Annotated in this window: 21 protein-coding genes; 15 read left to right on the forward strand and 6 right to left on the reverse strand. The window is 67.7% G+C overall.

What is annotated here, in order from left to right:
* Positions 1–3: 3 nt before the first annotated feature.
* On the reverse strand, positions 4–1,548 hold the full coding sequence (dacB, locus tag KXJ60_RS10160; RefSeq protein ID WP_291126873.1) for a D-alanyl-D-alanine carboxypeptidase/D-alanyl-D-alanine-endopeptidase: 1,545 nt from the start codon (positions 1,546–1,548) through the stop codon (positions 4–6).
* A gap of 126 nt (positions 1,549–1,674) precedes the next feature.
* Between dacB and tsaB the strand changes: the two genes are divergently transcribed.
* The 3 genes from tsaB (at position 1,675) to KXJ60_RS10175 (ending at position 3,949) form a co-directional block, all read left to right on the forward strand.
* The gene (gene tsaB / locus KXJ60_RS10165) at positions 1,675–2,466 is read left to right on the forward strand and encodes a tRNA (adenosine(37)-N6)-threonylcarbamoyltransferase complex dimerization subunit type 1 TsaB (RefSeq protein WP_291126875.1); all 792 of its coding nucleotides are present in this window, start codon (positions 1,675–1,677) and stop codon (positions 2,464–2,466) included.
* Between the two features lie 107 nt (positions 2,467–2,573).
* The gene (gene rimI, locus KXJ60_RS10170) at positions 2,574–3,116 is read left to right on the forward strand and encodes a ribosomal protein S18-alanine N-acetyltransferase (protein WP_291126911.1); all 543 of its coding nucleotides are present in this window, start codon (positions 2,574–2,576) and stop codon (positions 3,114–3,116) included.
* Positions 3,113–3,949, forward strand: coding sequence for a uracil-DNA glycosylase (locus tag KXJ60_RS10175; protein ID WP_291126877.1), 837 nt, complete (start codon positions 3,113–3,115; stop codon positions 3,947–3,949). Before rimI ends, KXJ60_RS10175 begins: the two co-directional genes overlap by 4 nt.
* 124 nt (positions 3,950–4,073) lie before the next feature.
* Here the strand turns inward: KXJ60_RS10175 and KXJ60_RS10180 are convergent, their stop codons facing one another.
* Positions 4,074–4,985: a DMT family transporter gene (locus KXJ60_RS10180; RefSeq protein ID WP_291126879.1), complete on the reverse strand. Its 912-nt coding sequence runs from the start codon at positions 4,983–4,985 to the stop codon at positions 4,074–4,076.
* An 85-nt stretch (positions 4,986–5,070) separates the two neighbouring features.
* Here KXJ60_RS10180 and pyrF point away from each other — a divergent pair, with 85 nt between their 5' ends.
* From pyrF to KXJ60_RS10210, 6 genes are all read left to right on the forward strand, one after another.
* The gene (gene pyrF, locus KXJ60_RS10185; RefSeq protein WP_291126881.1) at positions 5,071–5,910 is read left to right on the forward strand and encodes an orotidine-5'-phosphate decarboxylase; all 840 of its coding nucleotides are present in this window, start codon (positions 5,071–5,073) and stop codon (positions 5,908–5,910) included.
* 156 nt (positions 5,911–6,066) lie between these two features.
* On the forward strand, positions 6,067–7,929 hold the full coding sequence (locus KXJ60_RS10190; RefSeq protein WP_291126883.1) for a DUF1800 domain-containing protein: 1,863 nt from the start codon (positions 6,067–6,069) through the stop codon (positions 7,927–7,929).
* A 10-nt stretch (positions 7,930–7,939) separates the two neighbouring features.
* On the forward strand, positions 7,940–9,397 hold the full coding sequence (locus KXJ60_RS10195; RefSeq protein WP_291126885.1) for a DUF1501 domain-containing protein: 1,458 nt from the start codon (positions 7,940–7,942) through the stop codon (positions 9,395–9,397).
* A gap of 213 nt (positions 9,398–9,610) precedes the next feature.
* A complete protein-coding gene (locus KXJ60_RS10200) occupies positions 9,611–10,264 on the forward strand; it encodes a pyridoxamine 5'-phosphate oxidase family protein (protein WP_291126887.1) in 654 nt (217 codons plus the stop codon).
* Between the two features lie 134 nt (positions 10,265–10,398).
* Positions 10,399–11,118, forward strand: a complete 720-nt coding sequence (locus KXJ60_RS10205; protein ID WP_291126889.1) for a glutathione S-transferase N-terminal domain-containing protein — start codon at positions 10,399–10,401, stop codon at positions 11,116–11,118.
* On the forward strand, positions 11,115–11,732 hold the full coding sequence (locus tag KXJ60_RS10210; protein WP_291126891.1) for a glutathione S-transferase family protein: 618 nt from the start codon (positions 11,115–11,117) through the stop codon (positions 11,730–11,732). The genes KXJ60_RS10205 and KXJ60_RS10210 overlap by 4 nt, the downstream gene beginning before the upstream one ends.
* Before the next feature lie 11 nt (positions 11,733–11,743).
* Here KXJ60_RS10210 and KXJ60_RS10215 read toward each other — a convergent pair whose 3' ends face one another.
* Positions 11,744–13,297 carry a CYTH and CHAD domain-containing protein gene (locus tag KXJ60_RS10215; RefSeq protein WP_291126893.1) on the reverse strand — a complete coding sequence of 518 codons (1,554 nt, stop codon included), beginning with the start codon at positions 13,295–13,297 and terminating at the stop codon, positions 11,744–11,746.
* A gap of 194 nt (positions 13,298–13,491) precedes the next feature.
* Between KXJ60_RS10215 and KXJ60_RS10220 the strand changes: the two genes are divergently transcribed.
* The gene (locus KXJ60_RS10220) at positions 13,492–14,073 is read left to right on the forward strand and encodes a hypothetical protein (RefSeq protein WP_291126895.1); all 582 of its coding nucleotides are present in this window, start codon (positions 13,492–13,494) and stop codon (positions 14,071–14,073) included.
* A gap of 34 nt (positions 14,074–14,107) precedes the next feature.
* Here the strand turns inward: KXJ60_RS10220 and uvrA are convergent, their stop codons facing one another.
* Positions 14,108–17,161, reverse strand: coding sequence for an excinuclease ABC subunit UvrA (gene uvrA / locus KXJ60_RS10225; RefSeq protein WP_291126913.1), 3,054 nt, complete (start codon positions 17,159–17,161; stop codon positions 14,108–14,110).
* A 271-nt stretch (positions 17,162–17,432) separates the two neighbouring features.
* Here uvrA and KXJ60_RS10230 point away from each other — a divergent pair, with 271 nt between their 5' ends.
* On the forward strand, positions 17,433–18,623 hold the full coding sequence (locus KXJ60_RS10230) for an MFS transporter (RefSeq protein ID WP_291126915.1): 1,191 nt from the start codon (positions 17,433–17,435) through the stop codon (positions 18,621–18,623).
* On the opposite strand, the gene KXJ60_RS10235 is transcribed toward KXJ60_RS10230, so the two are convergent.
* On the reverse strand, positions 18,606–19,982 hold the full coding sequence (locus tag KXJ60_RS10235) for a chloride channel protein (protein WP_291126897.1): 1,377 nt from the start codon (positions 19,980–19,982) through the stop codon (positions 18,606–18,608). The genes KXJ60_RS10230 and KXJ60_RS10235 overlap by 18 nt on opposite strands.
* Positions 19,983–20,119: 137 nt before the next feature.
* Here KXJ60_RS10235 and ssb point away from each other — a divergent pair, with 137 nt between their 5' ends.
* From ssb to KXJ60_RS10250, 3 genes are all read left to right on the forward strand, one after another.
* Positions 20,120–20,614 carry a single-stranded DNA-binding protein gene (gene ssb / locus KXJ60_RS10240; RefSeq protein ID WP_291126899.1) on the forward strand — a complete coding sequence of 165 codons (495 nt, stop codon included), beginning with the start codon at positions 20,120–20,122 and terminating at the stop codon, positions 20,612–20,614.
* Between the two features lie 229 nt (positions 20,615–20,843).
* On the forward strand, positions 20,844–21,503 hold the full coding sequence (locus tag KXJ60_RS10245) for a response regulator transcription factor (RefSeq protein ID WP_291126901.1): 660 nt from the start codon (positions 20,844–20,846) through the stop codon (positions 21,501–21,503).
* Positions 21,504–21,691: 188 nt separating this feature from the next.
* A complete protein-coding gene (locus tag KXJ60_RS10250; protein ID WP_291126903.1) occupies positions 21,692–22,102 on the forward strand; it encodes a hypothetical protein in 411 nt (136 codons plus the stop codon).
* A 53-nt stretch (positions 22,103–22,155) separates the two neighbouring features.
* On the opposite strand, the gene KXJ60_RS10255 is transcribed toward KXJ60_RS10250, so the two are convergent.
* Positions 22,156–22,944: a TolC family protein gene (locus KXJ60_RS10255; protein ID WP_291126905.1), complete on the reverse strand. Its 789-nt coding sequence runs from the start codon at positions 22,942–22,944 to the stop codon at positions 22,156–22,158.
* Positions 22,945–23,442: 498 nt separating this feature from the next.
* Here KXJ60_RS10255 and KXJ60_RS10260 point away from each other — a divergent pair.
* Positions 23,443–24,541 (forward strand): PAS domain S-box protein (locus tag KXJ60_RS10260; protein WP_291126907.1); only part of this gene is annotated, 1,099 nt, incomplete at its 3' end.

Below are 24,541 nucleotides of genomic sequence, written 5' to 3' on the forward strand. Positions count from 1 at the left end.
GGGTCAGTCGGGCTGGGAGGCCGTCCACTCCAGCAACGCGTCCAGCGCGGGGCGGGCGGCGGGCGCGTTGGGGTGGTTGACGAACCCCACCACCGCGTAGCGCGCACCATTGACCGCGTTCACGTAACCCGCGATGCCGGTCACGTCGCGCAGGGTGCCGGTCTTCACCCAGGCGTTGCCCCGCGCCGCGCTCTGGTTGCCACGCGCCAGCCGCGCGGCCGTGCCGCTCACGCCGGCAACCGAGAGCGACTGCACGAACTGGCTGCCTTGCGGATGGCGCGCCGCATGGCGCAGCAAGCCCGCCAGCGCCTCGGGCGTGATGCGCTCTTCGCGGGAGAGGCCCGAGCCGTTGTCGAGCACCGGCCCCGGCACGCGAGGGCCAAAGGTGCGCTTCCACCAGTCGGTCACCACCTCGCGCGAGAGCTCGAAGCGCGCCGGACGCGAAGGCACCATGCGGTCGGCCGCCGAGCCCGGCGCCATCAAGGCCAGCTGCGGCGTGGCGGTCTGCGGCAGCGCGAGCTGGCCCAGCGTAAGGAACACCTGCTGCGCCATCACGTTGTTGCTCCACTGGTTCACGTCCACGATGATTTCGGACAGCGGCAGCGAGCGCGCTTCGTGCAGCAGCTGTACTTCGGCCGGCATCACGCCGTCGCGCACCCGCCCGGTGATGGAGCCGCCACTGGCGCGCCACAGCCCCTCCATGGCGCGCGCCGCGTAACTGGCCGGCTGCTGGTAGGCCACGGGCCACTTGAGTTCGCCACAGTTTTGCGGGTAGCGGCCTTCGAAACGGATGCGGTCGGGGTCGTCAAAACGCGCCTGCACCGCGCTGCGCCAGTCGCCGCAGGCGGTGCGCGAGAGCGGCACGGTGGCATCCACCGCGAGGCCCGCCATCGGCGGCTCGCTGACCACGTAGGCCACGCCATTGGCCGGGTCGGGCTGGAAGGTCAGGATGACCGACTTGAAGTTGACCAACAGCGCATCCGGCGTGGCGTTGTAGGGGCGCAGGGCCTCGCCATCGAACGCACCGGGGTCGATGGCCGGCAGCTCAAACGCGCTGTGGTCGAGCACCATGTCGCCCAGGATCACGCGCACGCCCTTGGCTTGCAGCGCCAGGTAGGCAGCCTGAATGCGCTCGAGCACCAGCTTGGGGTCGCCGCCGCCGCGCACGTAAAGGTTGCCGCGCAGCACGCCGTTTTCGACCGCGCCGTCGGTGTAGAAGCGGGTGTTCCAGGTGAAATCGCTGCCCAGCATGTCGATGGCGGCGTAGGTGGTCACCAGCTTCATGACCGACGCCGGGTTCACCGGCGTGCCGGCCCGGTGGCGCAGGCGCTCATGGGCATCGGGGTCGACCGAGATCACCAGCGCCGACAGCGCACTGGCCGGCACCTGCGCACGGTTCAGGGCGTCCATCACCGCCGGCGGCAGCGCGCCACCACGGCCCGCCATCTGCGCGCAGGCGGGCAGCGTCAGCCCGGCCAGCACACACAGCGCGAGCCCGCGCACCCAGCGCGGGGCACGTGAAAAGAGGGAAAAGGCGAGGTCGCGCATGGTGCGAGATTATGAAACGGCCCTGCACATGCATGGGCGCACACAAGGCCAATGGCCGACTGGCAAGACAGCCGGCGGCACCCGACTCCACCCAGGTCCAGGCACCCCGTGCCCGATAATCGCGCGATGCCTTCTGCCCTGCGCCTGCTTGCCCTGGAAACCAGCACCGACACCCTGTCGGTCGCGCTCGGCTCGGGCGCACCCGATGGCCTGGTGTGGCAGCACAGTGGCCCGGGCGGCGCCATGGCCTCGACGACCTTGCTGCCCCTGGTGAAACAGGCGCTGGATGCCACCGGCTGGTCGCTTGCCAGCCTGGATGCCGTGGTGTTCGGCCGCGGGCCCGGCTCATTCACCGGGCTGCGCACCGCCTGCGCGGTGGCCCAGGGCCTGGCCTATGGCGCGCAAGGCACAGAGCGCCCGGCAGGCTTGCCGGTGCTGCCCGTGGACACCCTGCTCGCCCTCGCCGAAGAAGCCCGCTGGACACGCGAGCAACAAGGGCACCCTGCGCCCGGCGCCATCTCGGCGCTGCTCGATGCGCGCATGGGCGAGCTGTACGTGGCCACGTACACCTGCACGCCGTCTGGCCTGGCGCCTCTGGCGCCGCCCCGGCTGTGCGCGCCGGCCGATGTGCAGGCCCACCTGCACACGCAGTGGCAGCAACACCTGCCCGCGGGCGGCGAAGTGCTGCTGACCGGCAACGTCTTCGACACCTGCGCGAGCGGTCTGGCCGGCGTGCCCGGCACACGGCAACCTGCCCTGCCCGGCGCGGCCGCGCTGCTGCGCCTGGCGCCCGCCCTGCTGGCCCAGGGTGCCGCGGTCGCCGCGCGCGACGCCATGCCGCTGTACGTGCGCGACAAAGTCGCCCAGACCACCGACGAACGCGAACGGCTGCGGGTGAACGCTGCCGCCACGCCGTGAGCCCGCGCCCCATGGACACCGAAGTGGACGACATGCTCGGCGCCATGGCCGAGGGTGTGGCCCAGGGTGTGGCCCGCTCGCTGGCCGACCAGGCCCGGGCGTGGCCCATGCCGCAGCACCCCGGCCCGGCACGACAGATCACCTTCGCGCCCATGACCACTGCCGACCTCGACGCGGTGCGCGCGGTGGAAGTGGCCGCGTACGCGCACCCCTGGTCGCAAAAGCACTTTCACGATTCGCTGCAGGCCGGCTACCCGGCGGTGATGCTGCTGGGCGAGACCTTGCCCGGTGACAAGCCCCAGACCGCGCGCCCCGATGGCCGCGTGCTGCTGGGCTACCTGGTGGCCATGCCGGGTGTGGACGAGGTGCACCTGCTCAACATCACCGTGGCCCCTGCGCACCAGCGCCAGGGCTGGGCGCGCTTCATGCTCGATGCGCTGGTGCTGTGGTCGCGCGGCCAGGGCGCGCAATGGCTCTGGCTGGAGGTGCGCCAGAGCAACGCCGCCGCGCGCCGCCTGTACGAGGGCTACGGGTTCTCGCAGGTCGGCCTGCGCAAGGGCTACTACCCCGCCGGGCAGCTCAAGCGCGAAGACGCGGTGGTGATGAGCCTGAATCTGATGACATCGGGTTCGGAGGACGCAGCGCCATGAACGATGTGACCCGCAGCTCTTTCGTGCCCGAGCTGGATGCGCGCCAGCGCGCCATGCTGGCGGAAATGGGCGTTCGCGTCTGGGCGCCCAAGCCGCAGCAGCCCGCCATGGCACCCCCTGCAACCGCCCCCGAGGTCACGGCACCCGCGGTCGCTTCAGCGGCGCCAGCAGCGGCCTCGGCGACAGCGCCGATGCGCGCGCCGGCCATGGCAGACGCCGTGGCGCCAGCGCCGGCATCTCGGCCGGCAACGCCAAGCCCCGTCGACCACATGGACTGGCCGGCGCTGCGCGAGGCGGTGTCCGGGTGCCAGGCTTGCGGACTTTGCAAGGGCCGCAAGAACACCGTGTTCGGCGTGGGCGACGAGCAGGCCGACTGGATGATCGTGGGCGAAGCCCCGGGCGAAAACGAAGACCTGCAGGGCGAGCCGTTCGTGGGCGCTGCCGGCCAGCTGCTCGACCAGATGCTGCGCGCCGTGGGCCGCAGCCGCAGCGGCACGGCAGACCAGGGCACCTACATCGCCAACGTGCTCAAGTGCCGCCCACCGGCCAACCGCAACCCGCAGCCCGACGAAGTCGCGCGCTGCGAACCCTACCTGGCGCGCCAGGTGGCGCTGGTCAAGCCCCGGGTGATCGTGGCCATGGGCCGGTTTGCCGTGCAGTCCCTGCTCAAGACCAACGAACCCATCGGTCGGCTGCGTGGCCGCGTGCACCAGTACGAAGGCGTGCCGGTGATCGTCACCTACCACCCCGCCTACCTGCTGCGCACACCCGCCGACAAAGGCAAGGCCTGGGCCGACCTGTGCCTGGCCATGGAGACGGTGCAGCCCGGCTGAGCCAGGCCACAAGATCCGGTGCAGGGCCGCCCCCAGCCGGATCAGCTCCCTCGGGGGGCAGCGACCCGCGCAGCGGTGGAGCGTGGGGGCCACAAGATCCGGCGCCGGGCCGCCCCCAGCCGGATCAACCCCCTCGGGGGGCAGCGACCCGCGCAGCGGTGGAGCGTGGGGGCCACAGCACCGCGGCAATCGCCACCATCACCAGCGCCACCGCGGCCCAGTCCTGCCAGTGCAGCACCTCGCCCAGCCACCAGGCCCCGGTGAAGACGCCCAGCACGGGAATGAACATCACCGACACCGTGGAGGCGATCGGCGGCAGTTCGCGCGCCAGCGAGAGCCAGGCCACTTGCGCGAAAGCGAAGATGCCCACAGCGTTGTAGACGATGGCCCACCAGATGCCGGTTGAAGGCCAGATCCAGGCGTGGCGCTCGAACACCACCGAGAGCACCGTCATCCACACCGTGGTGATGGCGGTGAGCCAGAAGGAAATGGTCAGCGTGGGTTGCGGAATGCGGGTGTGGCGCATCATCTGCGTGCCCAGCGCCCAGGTGGCCGCCGCCACCAGCATCATCAGCACGCCCACCGGTTTGCCACTGAGGTTCGTGAGCTCGTACCAGAGCAACAGCAGCACGGCCAGCGCAGCAGCAGCCACACCGATCCACGCACGACCAGCCAACCGCTGGCCAAACCACCACGCGCCCACCAGCGCCGAAAACACGGGCATGGTGTAGCCCAGAATGGCCGCCCGCCCGCTGGAGAGCGTCTGGATCGCCAGGATGGCCAGCGTGTGCCAGAAGAGCATGTTGAACACGGTGAGCCAGACCAGCGCAGGCCAATGCTCGCGCCCGATGCGAAACGGCACGCGCCGCCACCACAGGAACAGCCCCAGCACGGGCAGGCCGATCCACATGCACAGGGTGCGGAAGGTCAGCGCCGGGAACCCCGTCACGCCGAACTTCATGATGGGCCAGTTCGTGCCCCACACCAGCGTGATGAGAACCAGCATGATCAGTTGTTGTCGGGTCAGGGTGTGCATGCCAACGATCTTAGGCGGGCATGGCGGGAGCCTTCGTCGCCAGGGCGCCAAGGCTGCGCGGCGGGGCGCCAACTAAAATCGCGCCATGACCTTTCTCGACATGCTGCGCAACGCCGAGCGCGTGAACCGTTCCCTGCTGTGCGTGGGCCTGGACCCGGACCCCGCCCGTTTCCCAGCGCACCTCAAAGGCGACGCCTCCCGCATCTACGACTTCTGCGCCGCCATCGTCGAGGCCACGGCCGACACGGCCATTGCCTTCAAGCCGCAGATCGCGTACTTCGCCGCGCACCGCGCAGAAGAACAGCTGGAGCGCCTCATGGCGCACATGCGCCGCACCGCTCCGCAGGTGCCCGTGATCCTGGACGCCAAGCGCGGCGACATCGGCAGCACCGCGCAGCAATACGCCATTGAAGCCTTCGAGCGCTACGGAGCCGACGCGGTCACGCTCTCGCCCTTCATGGGCTTCGACTCGGTAGAGCCCTACCTGAAGTACCACGGCAAGGGCGCCTTTCTGCTGTGCCGCACCTCCAACCCCGGCGGCGACGACCTGCAGAACCAGCGCCTGGCCACCATCAGCGGCGAGCCGCGCCTCTATGAACACGTGGCGCGGCTGGCGCAAGGCCCGTGGAACCTCAACGGCCAGCTCGGCCTGGTGGTGGGCGCCACCTACCCCGCCGAGATCGAGCGCGTGCGCGAGATCGCGCCCACCTTGCCGCTGCTCATCCCCGGCGTGGGCGCCCAGGGTGGCGACGCCGTGGCCACCGTGAAAGCCGGCCTGCGCGCCTCGGGCACAGAGACCTCCGGCCCCATCATCGTGAACTCTTCGCGCGCCATTCTTTACGCCTCCGCAGGCACCGACTTTGCCGATGCGGCGCGCCGCGTGGCGCAACAAACGCGAGACGAACTGCACGCTGCGCGCAGCTGAATTTCGACGAATGGCTGCCGGAATACCCCCCGGCGGTATGGCCGTCGGGCGGATGCAGTGGCCGCGCCACAGGCACTTGTAACGACTTGAAATTCGGCCCGATCCGTTGAAGGCCACTCCCTACACTCGCGCTCGTCGAACCGAGGAGGGATCGCCATGACGGACATCGAAGCGCCAGACATCACCGCCGACACGCCTGCGGCCGAAGCACACCCGGCCCCCGTTGCGCCAGCGCAGGGCGCAGCATCGTCGCCCGCTCACGCACTCACGCCGCTGGCAGCTGCGGCGCTGCTCGCCGCCTGCGGCGGTGGCGGAGGCGGCGACAGCGGCAGCACCGCCGAGGCGCCACCCCCGGTGGGCGTGGTCGACTTCTCCACCGCCGGCTTCAGCCACCCCGCGGCCGCGACCAACGAAGACGCCGCGCGCTTTCTCCAGCAGGCGCAGTTTTCCTCCACCACCGCCGAGATCAACGAGCTGCGCGGCATGAGCTACGCGCAGTGGCTGGCCAACCAGTTCGTGCGCTACCAAGGCATCACCGGCTGGAACTGGCTGGAGGCGCGGGGCTATGGCGCCGTGGACACCAACAGCTATTTCTTCAACCACTACCCCGCGGACTTCATGATCTGGAGCCAGCTCCTCAGCGGCCCCGACATGATGCGCAAGCGCATCGCGCTGGCGCTCTCGGAGTTCTTCGTGTCGTCCCTGGCCTCGGCCGAATTCACCTGGCGCGCCCACGCCTACGCCAGCTGGTGGGACATGCTGATGCGCAACGCCTTCGGCAGCTACCGCACCCTGCTGGAAGACGTGACGCTGCACCCGGCCATGGGGTACTTCCTCAACACCAAGGGAAACCAGAAAGAGAACAGCGCTGGCCGCGTGCCCGATGAAAATTACGCGCGTGAAGTGATGCAGCTCTTCACCCTCGGGGTGTACGAGCTCAACCTCGACGGCACCGTGAAAACCAGTGGCGGCGTGCCGCTGGAGACCTACACCCAGGCCGACGTGACCGGGCTGGCGCGCGTGTTCACGGGCTACGACTTCGACACCTCCGATGGTGTGCGCCACACACCGCCCGGGCAGAGCTACACCATCGAGTCGCGCGCCTTCGCGAACAAGCGCATGTCGTTCAACGCCAGCCGCCATTCGATGCTGGAAGCGCGCTTTCTGGGCACCACGGTGCCGGCCAACACGGCGGGCGCCACGGCGCTCAAGATGGCGCTGGACACGCTGTTCAACCACCCCAACGCGGGCCCCTTCTTCGCGCGCCAGATGATCCAGCGGCTGGTCACCAGCAACCCCAGCCCCGCCTACGTCGCCCGTGTGGCGGCGCGCTTCAACGACAACGGCGCTGGCGTGCGCGGCGACCTCAAGGCCGTGTGGGTCGCCATCCTGCTCGACGACGAGGCGCGCGGCCAAGCCTCACTGCAGAGCACCACCTTCGGCAAGCTGCGCGAACCCATGCTGCGCTTCATTCAGTGGGCGCGCACCTTTGGCGTCACGTCGGCCGCCGGCAGCTGGAAGATCTTCGAGCTCAACAACGCCGCCACGCAGCTCGGGCAAAGCCCGCTGCGCTCGCCTTCGGTGTTCAACTTCTTCCGACCGGGCTATGTGCCGCCGGGCACGGCGCTCTCGGCCTCGGGCGCCACCGCACCGGAGTTCCAGCTGGTCAACGAGACCACGGTAGGCGGCTACCTCAACTTCATGCAGGGCGTGATCGAGCGCGGCATCAACTGCCCCAACCCGGCCGTGCCCCAAGCCGCCTGGGACAACTACGCCTACGACGTGCAGGCCAACTACGCCACCGAACTCTCGCTGGTGGCCGACGCCACCGCGCTGGTCAATCACGTGTGCCTGGTGCTCGGTGCCGGCCAGATATCAGGCGCGTCGCGCAGCACCATGGTGGCGGCACTCAACGCCACCCCCGTGACCACCGCCAGCACCCAGACCGTGAAGCTGCGCCGCGTGTGGGCTGCGATCCTCATGGTCATGGCCTCGGCCGAATACCTGATCCAGAAGTAAGGGGCCCACCATGCACTTCCTCCAGCCCGACAAGCACACCCGCCGCGCCTTCCTGCGCCGCGCCGGCCAGCTCGCTTTCACCGGTGCGGCCCTGCCCACCGCGCTCAACCTCGCCGCCATGGGCGAGGCCGCGGCCTTCAACGCCACCGACTACAAGGCCCTGGTCTGCGTGTTCCTCAACGGGGGCAACGACTACGCCAACACCGTCATCAACTACGACAACGCCAGCTACGACCAGTACAGCGCCATTCGGGGTGGCGGCGCGGGCCGCACCGCTGGCGGCATTGCGCTGGCGCAGGCCGCGCTCACCCCCACGCGGCTGGTGCCCACGGTGGCGCTGCCCAACGGACGCGAATACGCCCTGCACCCGTCCATGACCGGCCTGGCGAACCTGTTCAACAGCGGGCAGGCGGCGGTGCAACTCAACGTGGGACCGCTGGTGGTGCCGCTCACGCGCCAGCAGTACAACAGCAACAACGCGGCCTATCCCAAACCGCCCAAGCTGTTCTCGCACAACGACCAGCAGTCGGTGTGGCAATCGTCCCAACCCGAAGGCGCCACCACCGGCTGGGGCGGACACATCGGCGATCTCGCGCTCTCCAGCAACACCAACCGGGTGCTCACCTGTGTGTCCGTGACGGGCAACACCGTGTTCCTCTCGGGCGACCAGGCGCTCTCCTACCAGGTGAGCACCGGCGGCGCGGTGAAAATCAACGCTCTCAACAACAACGTCTACAACTCGGCCAGCGTGCGCGCCGCCATCACGCAGTTGGCGCTGCAGACGCGCACCCACGTGCTGGAGAACGAATACAACCTCGTGACCGCACGCGCCGTGGGTGCCGAAAGCGCGATCACCTCGGCGCTGACCACCTGGCCCGCCACGCACGCCGCCTTCAGCAGCTTCCCCACCGGCAATAACCTGGCCGACCAGCTCAAGATGGTCGCGCGCCTCATTGCCGCTCGCGACGACCTGGGCAACCGCCGGCAGGTGTTCTTTGTCTCCATGGGCGGCTTCGACCTGCACGACAACCTCATCAACGGCCAGGCCACGCTGATGACGCGCCTGAGCACCGCGCTCACCGCCTTCTACGAAGCCACGGCCGCGCTGGGCATCGCAGACAAGGTGACCACCTTCACCGCCTCGGACTTCGGCCGCACGCTCACCTCCAACGGCGACGGCTCGGACCACGGCTGGGGCAGCCACCACTTCATGGTGGGTGGCGCGGTGCAGGGCAAGGCCTTCTATGGTAAGGCGCCACCGGTGAGCGTGGGCAACTCCACCACCGACGCCAACGACCAGTGGCACGTGGGCCAGGGCCGCCTGCTGCCCAGCACCTCGGTCGACCAGTACGCCGGGACGATGGCCACGTGGTTTGGCGTGCAGGGCGCCGAGATGAACGGCATCCTGCCCAACCTGGTGAACTTCAACAGCGCGGACTACCCGACCAACCTGGGCTTCATGGCCTGAGCGAGCGCGACCCGGCGCCGGGGAACATCGCGCCGGATCCAGGCAACAACATCGCCATCACCAGGCAATCCGCGCGCGCGGGGCATTCATAGACTGGGCTTCTGGCGCTCGCCGCCAGACGCGGAGACCACCACCGTTGCCGAACCCGAACCGCTGAGTCGAGCGCAAGACAGCGGGCACATCACGGGTTGGGCCCCACCCAGGAGACACGACATGCCGTTTTATACCGACGCCCAACGCAACGTCCAGGAACAGTTCGAATGCCGCCCGCTGGCAGATGCCGTGGAGAAAGCCATCGTCACCGACGAACTGGATGAAAACCACATTGCCTTCATTCAGTCGCGAGACTATTTCTTTCTCAGCACGGTCAATGCGGCCGGCGAGCCGACCGTTTCCTACAAGGGCGGTAACCCCGGCATCGTGAAGATTCTGGACAAGCACCACATTGCCTTTCCGGCCTACGACGGCAACGGGATGATGCTCTCGCTGGGCAACATCCATGACACGGCAAAAATCGGCCTGCTGTTCATGGACTTCGAAACGCCCAACCGCATTCGCATGCAAGCCACGGCGACGCTGCACGCAGACGATGAGCTGCTGGCCCAGTATCCGGGCGCCTTCATGGTGGTGCGCGCCAGGGTCGACCGCGTGTTCCTGAACTGCGCCCGGTACATCCACCCGCATCGCCGCCTGCACACGTCGAAGTACGTTCCGGCGGCCGATGGCAGCCAGCCCTACCCCGCCTGGAAGCGCATCGACGCACTGCAAGGTTCATTGCGGCCGGCCGACGAAGGCCTTGCGATGAAAAACGGTGGGCTGATCACCCAGGAGCAGTATGGCGAAGCGCTCATGAAGGGCGAATCCTGATCTCGCGACCTCTCACCCTGTAGCGCCGCACCGCGCCAGCATCCCGCCCACGCGGGCTCCGCGGTGTTCCCGATCTGACAGCCCGCTCGGCGGGTGTGCCCTCACAATGGCCCACCTCTCCAGCGGGCCTCTGCATGATCGATCTCCATACCGCCGCCACGCCCAACGGGCACAAGGTGTCCATTGCGCTCGAAGAACTGGGGCTGCCCTATGCGCTGAAGGTGCTCAACCTCACGGAAGGCGAACAGCGGCACCCCGACTTCCTGAAGATCAACCCCAACGGCCGGATTCCGGCGATCGTGGACCATGAAGCCGACGGCTTTGCGGTGTTTGAGTCCGGCGCCTGCCTGATCTACCTGGCCGAGAAAACCGGGCGGCTGATGCCCACGGATGCCAAGGGCCGCTCGCGCGTGCTGCAGTGGCTCATGTTCCAGATGGGCGGCATCGGTCCGATGATGGGCCAGGCCAATGTGTTCTTCCGCTACTTCCCCGAGAAGATTCCTGCCGCCATCGACCGCTACCAGGGCGAGTGCAAACGCCTCTTCCGCGTGCTCGACGGCCACCTCGCCGACCACGAATACCTGGCCGGCGACTACTCCATCGCCGACATCGCCAACTGGGCCTGGGTGCGCACGCACCGCTGGTCCGGCGTCGAGGTCGACGACCTGCCCCACCTCAAGCGCTGGCGCGACGCCATCCGCGCGCGGCCGGCGGTGCAGCGCGGCATCGAGCAACCCGCGTCCAAGGTGGATCTCTCGCGCGATGGCGACGCCGCTGCGCAGCGCTTCTCGGTGGAAGCACGGCGCCTGATGGAAACCGGCCAGAGCCTGCAGGCCGGCAAGGGGGCGGCATGAAGCTGTACGTGTCGCCACGCGCGCCCAACCCGCGGCGCGTGCTCATGTTCCTCGTCGAAAAAAACATCAACGGGCTGGAGCTGGTCAATGTCGACCTCAATGCCCAGGAGCACAAGAGCGCCGACTACCGCGCCAAAAGCCCGCTGGCGCGCGTGCCTGCGCTGGAGCTGGACGACGGGCGCGTGCTCACCGAAACGCGTGCGATCTGCACCTGGATGGAAGGCCGCTACCCCACACCCAACCTGATGGGGCACAACGCCGAGGAGCGCGCGTTCATCGAGATGGCCGACCGGCGCATGGAGTGGTATTTCATGCTGCCCATGGCCAACGCCATTCGCCACACGCACCCCGGTCTGGCGCCGCTGGAGCAGCCGCAGTTCGCAGACTTCGGCCACTCGCAGGTGGCCAAGGCGCGCGACACCGCCGCCTGGCTGGACGCCGAACTGCAGCGCCAGCCCTGGGTGGCTGGCGAGCGCTTCACCATCGCGGACATCACCGCGTTCTGCACGGTGGAGTTCGCCCGCCTCATGCGCTTCAAGCCCGCAGAAGAAGGCTTTCATGCGCTGCAGGCCTGGCGCGACCGCGTGGCCGCCCGGCCCAGCGCGCTGGTCTGAGGCAGCGCGGGTCAGCGCCAGGGTGTGGGTGTGCGCAGCAGCGCGCGCTCCAGCCCGGGCAGCGCCAGCAAGGCGGCATCGAGCTGCTGCGCCAGGTCCGCCTGCCAGTGGGCCACCCAGCCGTCGGCCAGGCCGGCCGGTACACGGGCCAGCAGGCTCTGGGCCGTGCTCAGGTCATTGAGCTGCCCGAGCAGTTCCTGTGCATCGGCCAGCATGGCCGCGCTGCGCGCGCGCCGCCGGGGTGGCAACACGCTGGCCAGGAAGGACTGGGCATAGCGCAGCTTCTTCAGCGCGATGCGCAGCTGGTGCCGGCCTTCGGCGCCCATGCGCTGCGCCCGCCGCGCCTCCTGGCGCAGCGCCGCATGGCGCGCGCGCAAGGTGGTGCACGCCCATCCGGCGAGGTCTGCGGTGTGGGTGGCGGGCACGGGCAGTGCCAGCACCGCGCGCGTGAAGGCCAGCAGGCGCAGCGCATGCGCAGACCGGCTCACGGCCTCGGCCGCACGCTGGTGGGCGGCACGGCGCTGTTCAACCAGCCAATTCACCAGGGCCTGCGAAGGGGCCGCCGTGTGGGGCACCTCGTGCGCGTCCGGGCCCCATTGGGGCAGGCGCTCGGTGGCGAACACGTCCCAGTCGCGCGCCGGCCCCAGCTCGGCAGCGAGCGCTTTCCACTCGCCAGCCCAGTGCGTGGCAAAGCGCGGCGGCAGGTGCGGGCGAAACAGCCGCAAGCCGGTGCGCAGCCGGCGCAGCGCCACGCGCGCCTGGTGCACAAACTCGGGGTCGGGGGTGGCGCCATCGGCGCCGCGCTGCCGCACACCCGCTTCGTTGGCCTGCAGGTGGGTCAGGCAGCTGAGTGCCGCCGCCTGAAACGCCTGCACGGGATGCCATGACGCATCGAGCGTGAGCTCGGCGGCCTTGAGGGGGCGCAGCCGCTCGCCGGTGAACAGGGCATAGCCGCGCTCGGCCTTGCTCTGCTGCGCAGGCAGCAGGCGCAACGCGCTGCTGGCCCGGCCCTGCGGCCCCAGTGCAAGGGTGTGCGCCAGGTCCAGCAGCGCATCCACCGGGCCACTGAGCAACTCCAGTTCCATCTCCAGGATGCCTTGGCGGTGGTTGCCCTGCGCATTGCCGGTGGTGATGGCGCCCGCGTCCAGCGCCACCTCCACCACCGCGCCACCGTGGCGCAGCTGCCAGCTGCGGCGCGTGAAGTCGGTGCGAAACACCGGCACCAGTTGCCAGGCCACGCGGGTGAGTTGCTGCGCCAGGGCTTCGTCGTCGACCAGGGCCGCAAAGTCGAATTGGCCCGGGCGGCACGCCGCCTCCCACTCGCCGCGACGCGAGAGCCCACCCACGGAGGTGCCGGCGGTCTTCACCGTGAGCAAGGTGCGCCGGCCCACGCGGCGTTCGCGCACGGCCATGCGCTGCGCGCGCAAGGCCAGCGTCGAGGTGTCGAAGTAGGTGTTGAACAGCCGCTCGCGCCGTGGCGGCTGTGCACTGAGCAGCGGGTGCGCGAGCAGCCGGGGCAGGTCCTCGGGGTGCAGTTCGAGCTTGAGTTCGGTTTCCTGGGGCATGGAGAAAGAAGATCACGGGCGCGGAAGAAGCGGCGAGTCTGCCAGCTCACACCGGATTCATCTACCGCGCCGGGCGCGCCGCAGCGCATGCGCGCGGTTACAGCCCGTAACGCGCAACCCTCCACCCAGGCCCAGAATCACCGCTCGCCTGCGACGCCCGCCTCACGCCCATCAAGACCCTCTGAAAAAGCCCCATGACATCTCCTTCTCGCGCGCTCGCGCCATGCCTGTTGATGGCCTTCGCCTTGCTGGGCGCCCTGCCGGCCCAGGCGGAGAAACCCGACTGGGCCGGCAAGCCTGGTCGCCAGCACGAAAAACACGAGAAGTACGACAAGCACGATCGGCGCGATGACGACCGCCGGGCCGATGACCGACGCGGTGACGACCGCTACGACCGCGATGACCGTCGTGAGCGCCCGCGTGCCACGCCGTCGACGAACGTGTCGGTGAACATCCAGATTGGCGGCTACTTCGCCGAGCCCCAGCGCCACGCCGCATACGCGTACTACGAGCCGCGCTTCAAGGCCGGCAACTGCCCGCCTGGCCTGGCCAGGAAACACAACGGCTGCATGCCACCGGGGCAGGCGAAGAAGTGGCGCATGGGCCACGCGCTGCCGCGCGATGTCGTCTACTACCCCGTGCCCAACAGCGTGTCGGTGCAGATCGGCCTGCCGCCTCAGGGCTATCAGTACGTGCGCGTGGCCGCCGACATCCTCATGATCGCCGTGGGCACCCGGCTGGTGGTGGACGCCATCGAGGACCTGGGGCGGTTCTGACGCTCACCACGGAGAGCGCGTCTGGCGGGCGCGCTCAGTCGCTCGTGATGTCCAGCAAGCGCCGCAGGTAGCGCCCCGTGTGGCTCCCGGCGTGTGCCGCGATGGTCTCGGGCGTGCCTTGGGCCACCACCGTGCCACCGCCCGCGCCGCCCTCCGGGCCCATGTCGATGACCCAGTCGGCCGTCTTGATGACATCGAGGTTGTGCTCGATCACCACGATGGTGTTGCCGGCATCGCGCAGCTGGTGCAGCACCTTGAGCAGCAGCTCGATATCGGCAAAGTGCAGGCCGGTGGTGGGTTCGTCGAGGATGTAGAGCGTGCGGCCGGTGTCGCGCTTGGAAAGCTCCAGCGCGAGCTTGACGCGCTGCGCCTCGCCGCCCGAGAGCGTGGTCGCACTCTGCCCGAGCTGGATGTAGGTCAGGCCCACATCCATCAGGGTCTGCAGCTTGCGGTGCAGTGTCGGCACCGCACTGAAGAACGCATAGGCCTGCTCCACCGTCATGTCGAGGATCTGCGCGATGTTGCGGCCCTTGTACTGCACGTCGAGCGTTTCACGGTTGTAGCGCTGCCCATGGCAGACCTCACACGGCACGTACACGTCAGGCAGAAAGTGCATCTCCACCTTCACCACGCCATCGCCCTGGCAGGCCTCGCAGCGGCCACCGGCCACGTTGAAGCTGAAGCGGCCCGGGCCGTAGCCGCGCTCGCGCGCGGTCGGCATCTCGGCCATGAGCTCGCGGATGCCGGTGAACAGGCCCGTGTAGGTGGCGGGGTTGCTGCGTGGCGTGCGGCCGATCGGCGACTGGTCCACGTTGATGACCTTGTCGAAGTGCTCGATGCCTTCGATGGCGTCGTGCTCGGCGGGCTCGTCGTGCGAGCGGTAGAGCGTGCGCGCCACGGCGGCGTAGAGCGTGTCGTTGACCAGGGTGGATTTGCCGGAGCCGGAGACACCGGTCACGCAGGTGAGCAACCCCACCGGGAACGCCACGCTGGCGCCCTTGAGGTTGTGCCCCGTGGCGTTGACCACGCGGATCTCCTGCAGCGTGCCCAGCGTGGCCTGGTGCGCGGCTTCGCGAGCAGCGCGGCGTTCGGCCGCAGGACTGGGCGCCACGCGCGGCTTGAACGCTGCGGCTTTTGCCGCCTCTGCCGCCTTGTTCACCGGCAGCCAGGGCGTACGGCGCTCGGGCACCGCGATCCGGCGCGCACCGCTGAGGTACTGCCCGGTGAGCGAATCCGGCGACGCCAGCACTTCTTCGCAGGTGCCTTGCGCCATCACGCGCCCGCCATGCACGCCAGCGCCGGGGCCCATGTCGATCACATGGTCGGCGGTACGGATCATGTCTTCGTCGTGCTCGACGACCAGCACGGTGTTGCCCAGGTCGCGCAGGTGCTGCAGCGTGGCGATGAGGCGGTCGTTGTCGCGCTGGTGCAGGCCGATGCTGGGCTCGTCGAGCACATACATCACGCCCGTGAGGCCGCTGCCGATCTGGCTGGCCAGCCGGATGCGCTGCGCCTCGCCGCCCGAGAGCGTGTCGGCGCTGCGGTCCAAGCTGAGGTAGTTCAGGCCGACGTCGTTGAGGAACTTCAAGCGCTGGCGGATTTCGTTGATGACGCGCGCCGCAATGTCGCCCTTGGCGCCCTTGAGCTCCAGCTTCTGGAAGTAGGCCAGCGCTTCGCCCAGCGTCACATGGCTGATCTTGTAAATGGGTTGCTTCTGCTCGCCTTCGCCCACGAACACGTGGCGCGCTTCCCGGCGCAGCCGTGAGCCACCGCAGTCGGGGCAAGGCTGCACGGCGCGGTAGCGGGCCAGCTCTTCGCGCACTGCGGCGCTGTCGGTCTCGCGGTAGCGGCGCTCGAAGTTGCGGATGATGCCTTCGAAGGGGTGCTTCTTGCTCACCTTCTTGCCCGCGCGCTCACCGGATTCGAGCGCGTAGCTGAACTTCACCTCTTCTTCGCCCGAGCCGTAGAGCAGCACCTGCTGCACGGGCGCGCTCAGGCTGTCCCAAGGTGCTTCGGCATCAAAGCGGTAGTGGGCGGCCAGGCTTTCGATCATGGCGAAGTAGTAGCCGTTGCGACGGTCCCAGCCCTTGATGGCGCCGCTGGCCAGGCTCAGCGTGGGAAAGGCGACCACGCGCGCCGGATCAAAAAACTCGGTGTGCCCCAGGCCATCACAGGTGGGGCAGGCGCCCATGGGCGAGTTGAACGAGAAAAGCCGCGGCTCGAGCTCGCCCACGGTGTAGTGGCACAGCGGACAGGCGAACCGCGCAGAGAAACCGTGCTCGTGCGGCGTGGCGCCGGGCGCGTCGTCGGCGTCCATCTCCATGGCAATGGCGCGGCCATCCGCCAGGCGCAGCGCGGCCTCAAAACTCTCGGCCAGGCGCTGGCGCAGCGGGTTCACACCCTCCTCTTCGGCATCCGCGCGCACCTTGATGCGGTCGATCACCACGTCGATGTTGTGCTTCTCGGTTTTCTTGAGCGCAGGCAACGCCTCTGCCTCCAGCACCGTGCCGTCGACGCGAAAGCGCACGTAGCCTTGTGCCTGCATGTCGGCGAAGAGGTCAGTGAACTCGCCCTTTTTTTCGCGGGCCACAGGCGCCAGGATCATCAGGCGCGTGCCCTCGGGCATCGCCAGCACGGCATCCACCATCTGGGAAACGCTTTGCGAGGTCAGCGCCAGCCCGTGATCGGGGCAATGCGGCGTGCCGGCCCGGGCAAACAACAGGCGCAGGTAGTCATGAATTTCCGTCACCGTGCCCACGGTCGAGCGCGGGTTGTGGCTGGTGGCCTTCTGCTCGATGGCAATTGCGGGCGAGAGGCCTTCGATCAGGTCGACATCGGGCTTGTCCATGAGCTGCAGGAACTGCCGCGCATACGCCGACAGACTCTCGACATAGCGGCGCTGACCTTCGGCATACAGTGTGTCAAACGCAAGGCTGGACTTGCCCGATCCTGACAGCCCGGTGATCACCACCAGCGCGTGCTTCGGGATGTCCAGGTCGATGTTCTTGAGGTTGTGCGTGCGCGCACCCCGCACCGACAGGAACGTGCTCGGCGCCCGTGCGCCGTGCGCCGGATGGCCAGCCCGCACATCGCCCTCGGGGGGCAAAGAGGGTGTGTCGGCGCCGGTCGATCCAGGCAGTTTCAGGTCCGGGGGCAGGTTCTGGTTCAAGGCTCGGCACGCGTGTTCAGGGCAACCCGACATGATAAGCCGCCACGCGGTTTTGCGCCCCTCCGCCCGGCGGGCATTCCGCTTTCGCGGACAATACCCCTCCCCGTACCGCCCCACTGGCCCGCGCCCCGTGTCCACCCTGAGCCCCACCTCCAACCTCCCCACGAGCACCCCGGACGACGACGCCCGCATGACGCCGGCCGAGCGCCGCGCCAGTGCGTCGCTGGCGCTGGTGTTCTCGTTGCGCATGCTGGGGCTGTTCATCGTCCTGCCCGTGTTTGCGCTGGAGGCGGCGCGCCTGCCCGGCGGCGATGACGCAGCCCGGGTCGGGCTGGCCATGGGGATGTACGGGCTGACGCAGGCGTTCCTGCAGATCCCGCTGGGCCTGGCTTCCGACCGCTTTGGCCGCAAGCCCGTCATCGTGGCGGGCCTGCTGGTGTTCGCGCTGGGCAGCGGTATCGCGGCCTGGGCGCCCGACCTCACCTGGCTGGCCATCGGCCGGGCCGTGCAGGGTGCCGGTGCCATTTCCGCGGCTGTCACGGCGTTCCTTGCCGATGTGACCCGCGACTCGGTGCGCACCAAGTCGATGGCGCTGGTGGGCGGCAGCATCGCCCTCATGTTCGCGTTGTCGCTGATATTCGCACCTGCGCTGGCGGGCTGGGTGGGTCTCTCGGGCATCTTTGCGCTCACGGGCCTGCTGGCGCTGCTGGCCATTGCCATGGTGATATGGGTCGCGCCGGCCGAGCCACAGGAGCACCGGCCGTCGGACATGCAACACCTGAGGGCCGGCATGGCCGAGGTGCTGCGCCACCGCGGTTTGATGCGCCTGAATCTGGGTGTGTTTGTGCTGCACGCCGTGCAACTGGCCATGTGGATGGCGCTGCCCGCGATGCTGGTCAGCGCGGGCCTGGCCAAGGCCAGCCACGGACACCTCTACCTGCCCGCCGTGGCGGCTTCGCTGGTGGTGATGGGTGGTGTGCTGTTTCCCATGGAACGGCGAGGCCGGCTGCGCGCAGCGTTCTTGCTGGCTGTTGCGCTGATCGGCGCGGTGCAGCTTGCGCTGTGGGCCCTGGCCGATGCGAGCCCGGGGCTGTGGGCGATGGGCTTGTTGCTGTTCGTGTTCTTCATCGGCTTCAACACCCTTGAAGCCACCCTGCCCAGCCTGGTCTCCCGGCTGGCACCCGCCCACGCCCGAGGCGCCGCGCTGGGGGTCTACAACACGCTGCAGTCGGTCGGCTTGTTTGTCGGTGGTGTGGTGGGTGGATGGCTGGCCCATGCACACGGCGCGCAAGGGCTCTTTGCGGTGTGCAGCGTGGCCATGCTGGTGTGGCTCGTTGTGGCCTGGCCCATGCAGGCGCCTTCGTCAGCGGCCCGGCGCTGAGCCGTCCCTGCCCGGTGCATCCTGCGCTGGCGCACCCTCCCGAATGGACCGCATCATCAGCTGCGACATGGTGCTGTAGAGCGGCCGGCTGATCATGCGCGAGACCAGGCTGGCCAGCAGCGCGCAGGCCATGAGGCTGAGCACCATGCTGTGCCCATCGGTCATTTCCATCACGATGATCATGGCGGTGATCGGTGTCTGCGTGACAGCCGCCAAAAAGCCGCACATGCCCAGCGCGATCAGGGCCGCGCCATGCGGCGAGTTGAGCAGCCAGGCCACGTCCGCCCCCACCCCGGCACCCAGCGACAGGCTGGGGCCAAAAATGCCCCCGGGCACGCCCGCCCACGCCGAGAGCCAGGACGCCACGAACTTCAGGCCGGTGAACAACAGCGGCTGATGCTCGGCACCGACGGCCCCGGCGTGGTCCAGCAAGCCCTTGGTGTGCTCGTGCCCCACCCCCACCGCCGCGCCATCGCTGACCACGGCGATCACCGCCACGACGAAGCCGCAGAGGGCAGCAAAGGTCACGGGGCGCTTGCGGCGGTAGGCACAAAAGCGGTCCGGCAGGCCCGTGAAAGACGCCAGCATGAGGCGCGAGAGCAGACCGCCCAGCAGGCCGGTGGCCAATGCCACCAGCGCGCCGGGCAGAAGCAGGCTCCACGACAACACCTCGGCGCGCACCCGGCCGAAATAGGACAGATTGCCAAACGCCGAGACCGCCACCAGCCCGGCGATCACGATGGCCGCCAGCATCAGTCCACTGCTGCGGTCCTGCAGCCGACGCGAAAGCTCTTCGATGGCGAACACAATCCCGCCGAGCGGCGTGTTGAACGCCGCCGCAATGCCGGCCGCGCCTCCGGCCACCAGCAGTTCGCGGTGGCTGATGCCGGAGGCCGGCGAGAGCCAGCGGCGCGCATGCAGCATCACCCCGGCCGCCACCTGAACCGATGGCCCTTGACGCCCAATCGACAACCCCGCGAGCATGCCCCCCGACACCGCCAGTATCTTGACCACGCTCAGGCGCAACGAGACAAAGCGCGATCGCTCGCGCAGCGGTGTGGCGGGGTCGAGTGCCGTCAGCACCTGAGGCACGCCCGACCCGGCAGCCCCTGGCGCCCAGCGGCGGATCGCCCACACCACCAGCGCCGTGACCGCGGGCGTCCACAGCAGCGGCGCCCACCACCACCCGCCGCGAAGCTGGCTGTACAGTGCAAACGCGCCATCGGCCAGCAAGGTGAACACCACCACCGCCAGACCGGCGAGCACGGCGTACACCATGACGATGGCCCGGTCCAGCCATTGCCTGCCGCCGCCCATTTCGTCGCGCAGGTTCTGCAGGAAGTCGGGTTCGCCTTTCATGAGCGGCCAGTGTATCGGCCCAACCCGCTCCCCATGTTCGCCAGGCCGCATGGCGGAACAGTTGCGGCACAATGTCGGACCGTCTCGCGGCCGCGCGCGGGCACGCCCCCGGGCTCTCTCTTCAGGACATCACCACCATGGCATCCGTCAACAAAGTCATCCTCGTCGGCAACTGCGGCCGCGACCCCGAAATCCGCTACCTGCCCTCCGGCCAGGCAGTGGCCAATGTGAGCGTGGCCACCTCCAGCCGGCGCAAGGACAAGAACAGCGGCGAGATGATCGAAGACACCCAGTGGCACCGCGTGACCTTCTACGACCGTCTCGCCGAGATCGCGGGCGAATACGTCAAGAAGGGCCGCCCGATCTACGTGGAGGGCCGCCTCAAGTACGGCAAATACACCGACCAGTCCGGCGTCGAGAAAAACACCGTCGACATCATTGCCACCGAGCTGCAATTGCTGGGCGGCCGTGAAGGCATGGGTGGGAGTGATGAAGGCGGTGGGGGTGGCGGTTACTCGCGCCCTGCGGCCTCGCCACGCGCACCCGCGCCCGCTGCACGCCAGGCACCCGCTGCAGCACCGGCCCGCCAGTCCAGCGGTTTTGACGACATGGACGACGACATTCCGTTCTAAGTTCGTCTCTGCGGCCGTCTTCAACGAAGATGGCCTTGCTCCCCCGGTTCTGAATGCCGCCAGGACGCATGCGTTGTTCGCGGCAGGAAATCCCGGGTCGAGTTGTTCGGGCCACGCTCCTTTCACCACCGTCGCCTGGGTCGCAAGTTCAACGCTTTAGTTGCAATTTGTTACTCGATCAACACTTTGTTGGAGGCATGATGATTTATCCCTCCCCCGGTTGATGCACATGGTCAAAGTCGTCGTTGCTGAAGATCACGCCCTGGTCCGGCAGGGCATTGGTCTGCTTCTGGGTGCCAGCGGAGGCTTCGAGCTCGTGGCGGAAACGGCCATGGGAAGCGAAGTCGAATTGCTGGTGCAACACCACCGACCCGACCTTCTCCTGCTCGACCTCGCCTTGAGCGACAGCTCCGGCATTGAGGTGGCGCGGAAGGTCAAACGCGCAGAACCTCGAACCCGCATCCTGGTTGTGACGGGCAACGTGTATCCCGGTTCGGTGGCAAACGCATTTGCAGCAGGCGCAGACGGGTTCGTGCTCAAACACGAGCAGGGCGCTGATTTGCTCGAAGCCATTTACACCGTGCTCGCGGGCCGTCGTTACATCAGCCCGCAGGTCGCCAAAGCGTTGGGCCCGTCCACCAACCGTCAATCCTTGGGCTCGGACACATCGCAAAGCCTGACGGGTCGCGAACAGCAGATCGTCCGGATGATTGCCAAAGGCGGCAGCAATCAAGACATTGCAGACGCACTGCACATCAGCGTTCTCACAGCACGCAAACACAGGCAGAACGTGATGCTCAAGCTCGGCCTGCACAACGGTGCAGAGATCGCCGCCTATGCGATCAAGTCGGGGCTGGCAGAGGCGCCGGACGTCGGCAGCAACCTGTAGGCGATTCGGCGCAAGGCGCTTGAATTTGCTGGGGCTTTTTCGCCTCCCAGCAAAATAGTGCTCATGCATTATGGAGACCAACTCCCTGCAAACCGATACTTTCCTCACGGTGATTGCGAGGGTTCTGGCGAAATAAGTCCGGACTTTGCAATAGATGTCAACGCAGTCGAATGAGGTCCATCATGAGCATGCATGCAGTGACGCAAGAGGTCATCAAACGCCTTGGGTTCAAGCAGCCCACCCCCATGCGTGCCGACGACCAGGATATCGACTCGGAGATGAATCCCAGCTCCATCCCCGACGACTACAAGGAGCTCATCGCGCAGTGCTTCTGCCTGATGGGGCTGCCTGCCGATCAGATCAGCATCCAGGTCAGACCGGTGGGCGTGCGGTCTTCTGGCCTTGAGGTCTACGCAGCCTTCATCAAGGTGACGCGGTGGGATGAGGCCGTGATCAGCGTGCTCAGCAAAATGCCCTTGATCGAGAAGAAGATCGATCGCCTCATCAAGCAAAGCAGCATGGCGCGCTACAGCAGCTTCGCAGGGCTCTGGTTTCGCTCGCCGCCGTCACAAGACAGAATTGTGATCAACATGCATTGACCGCCACACGGAAGAACACGGCACGAGCGGGTGATTTCGTCGATGGACCACCGTCAGCGCAACCCGAACTGCTCAGGCAACTGCAGCGCCATCGCGTACATCGCAGCGCGCGCCACACAAGCATCCGACTCGCGCCGCAGCAATTCATTGCGCAGCCCCACCAGATCGAACAGTGCTTGTGCAAATGCCCCGACGGCGCGCGCACCGACACGGAACTGCGCTTCGGCAATCTGGCGCGCACTGCGAGCCCTGGCCACGCGAGCCTTTGCCAGTTCCCACGCCATTTCGGCCTGCAAGTACGCCTCTCTGGCCTGCGAAAACCGACCGATGGCCTGGCTGCGAGCCTGGTGCAGCAAAAAGATCCAAGCCGACAACTCATCCGCCGTCGGGACCACCTGGTCTGGCGAGGCGTCGCGCCGGCGTGCGCCTTCCAGCGCCAGCTGCTTCAAGTGGGCCTGCGTGTTCGGGCAGGCCAGAAGACTGGCCTGCGCCAATCGATCGATTTCCGCGGCGTCGACCGCGACAAACCCCTCAACACAGTCATCCAGCTGCGAGGGGAGGAAGCGCGTCAACCGCGTGAAATGGCGACTGGCGGTTTCCCATTCGTCTGTGGCGAGTTCCACCGCACGACCGGAAGAGGCCAGCCCGTCAGCCAACTGCCGTTGCTCTGCAGAGCCTGACAAACCGGCACCTGCCCGTGCCCCTACGATGTGCGACACGTTCTCGAGCTTCTTTCGGGTGTTCAGCGTGTTCAGCAATTGGCGCCTGGCGACGTCCACGCCATGGCACGCCGCCACGGCCGCGAGAAGCTGCTCATTGAGGCGCCAGGGATCGGTGGGCACGCCAGTCACACCCACCGACTCTCGTTGGCGGATGTGCTGCAACACATCGCGAACGGCGACACGCGGCGGAGCGCCCATCGCCGCAAATACCCTGGGTGGGGGCGTTCGAACCGACGGCCAGAGCGCTTCGACGGGCTCTCGCACCATGGCTCTCACAGCACCCCTGCTCCCAACATTGCCGAACACCCCAAGCATGCCGACGCCTCTCTGTAGACAATCTGTTATTCGAGCTGCTGGCACCGGTACCGGCCGTCATCGGTCTTCACGCGCAGCTGTCCGGCGTTCATTCAGATCGATGCCTGGCAAGGCATGCAGTGCCTCTCCCACCAGAAGTTTCGAAGCGCCGGCCCGCGATACCAATAACACCATTGCACTATTTTCTGGAATAGCGCCAGCGCCCTCCTGTTGGAGATACGTACTTTTTAACGACCGCAGCGAAGGTTGCCGGCATTGGCCACCGGCGGGCTGCGCGAGCGGGGGGGGGCAGCGTTGACGCCCATGGCCGACATCCCCTGGACATACCTTCCTGGCATGGCTGCGGAGGTGCGGCCCGATGGCTCTGTGGCTCAGGCCACCGCCGCATTTTCAGAACGGCTGGGAAGCGCTGTGACGGTGTCAGGCCGCTGGCTGGAAAAAATCGACACTGTCTCCAGGACCCGTTTCCTTGACGCCCTCGCGCGGCGACAGAACTTCGAGCTTCCACTCGCGGTGGGTTGCACATCGCCAGAGCAGCGAGAGGTTGCGCTGATGTGCGCTGGCTGGTGGACACCCGACACCGGGTGCTACACCTGCTTCTTCGCAGAAACGAGTCCTGTCGAGGCTTCCCGACGCGCAGCGGTCGCTTCTTGCCAGCGGCTGGAGCTGGCGTTTGAGCATTTGCCTGTGATGGTCGCGTACCACGGCCCTGGCGCGTTTGGAGAATGCCTGTTCGCCAATCGCCGCTACGCCGAGCTGTTCGGTCTGGACCCGCAAGCCATCGTTGGCATGTCGGCACGCCGGATTCTGGGCAATGCGCGGATGCGGGATGTCTTGCGGGACGCCAGACCCCTGTTCGAGCGCGGGGTGGCCGTGGTTCAGTCGTGTGACCTGCGCAGGCAGGATGGGACCTGGATGCGCCTGGAGGTCTCACTGGTTCCGGGGATGGAGCGTGAGCGCGGACACGAGGGTACCTTCGTCCTGGTGATGGACATCACGGAGCGACATGCAGCCGAACGCGAGCTTCGCGAGTCCGAGGTCCGTTTGTCCAAATTCATGCAGGCGACGGCAGAGGGGCTGGTGTTTCACGAGGACGGGATCGTCACCGACATCAATCCAGTGACATGCGAGATGCTTGGACGCACGTCCGAACAGATCAAGGGCAGGACGTTCGTGGATCTCCTCACCCCCGAGCACCGCTCGTCGGTCGAAGCTGTGCTCCGCCAGCAGGGAGGTGGGGCATGCGAGAGCGAACTGATGAACGCCCATGGCGAGAGGATTGCGGTGGAGGTGACGGGTCGCACGATGCTGCGCAACGGTGAACGGCTGCGCATGGTGGTGCTGCGCGACATCCGCGACCGCCTCCAGGCTCAGGCCCGCATCGACGAACTCATCGCCGGCC

This window comes from Hydrogenophaga sp. (genome assembly GCF_019264445.1).
Taxonomy (GTDB): domain Bacteria; phylum Pseudomonadota; class Gammaproteobacteria; order Burkholderiales; family Burkholderiaceae_C; genus Hydrogenophaga.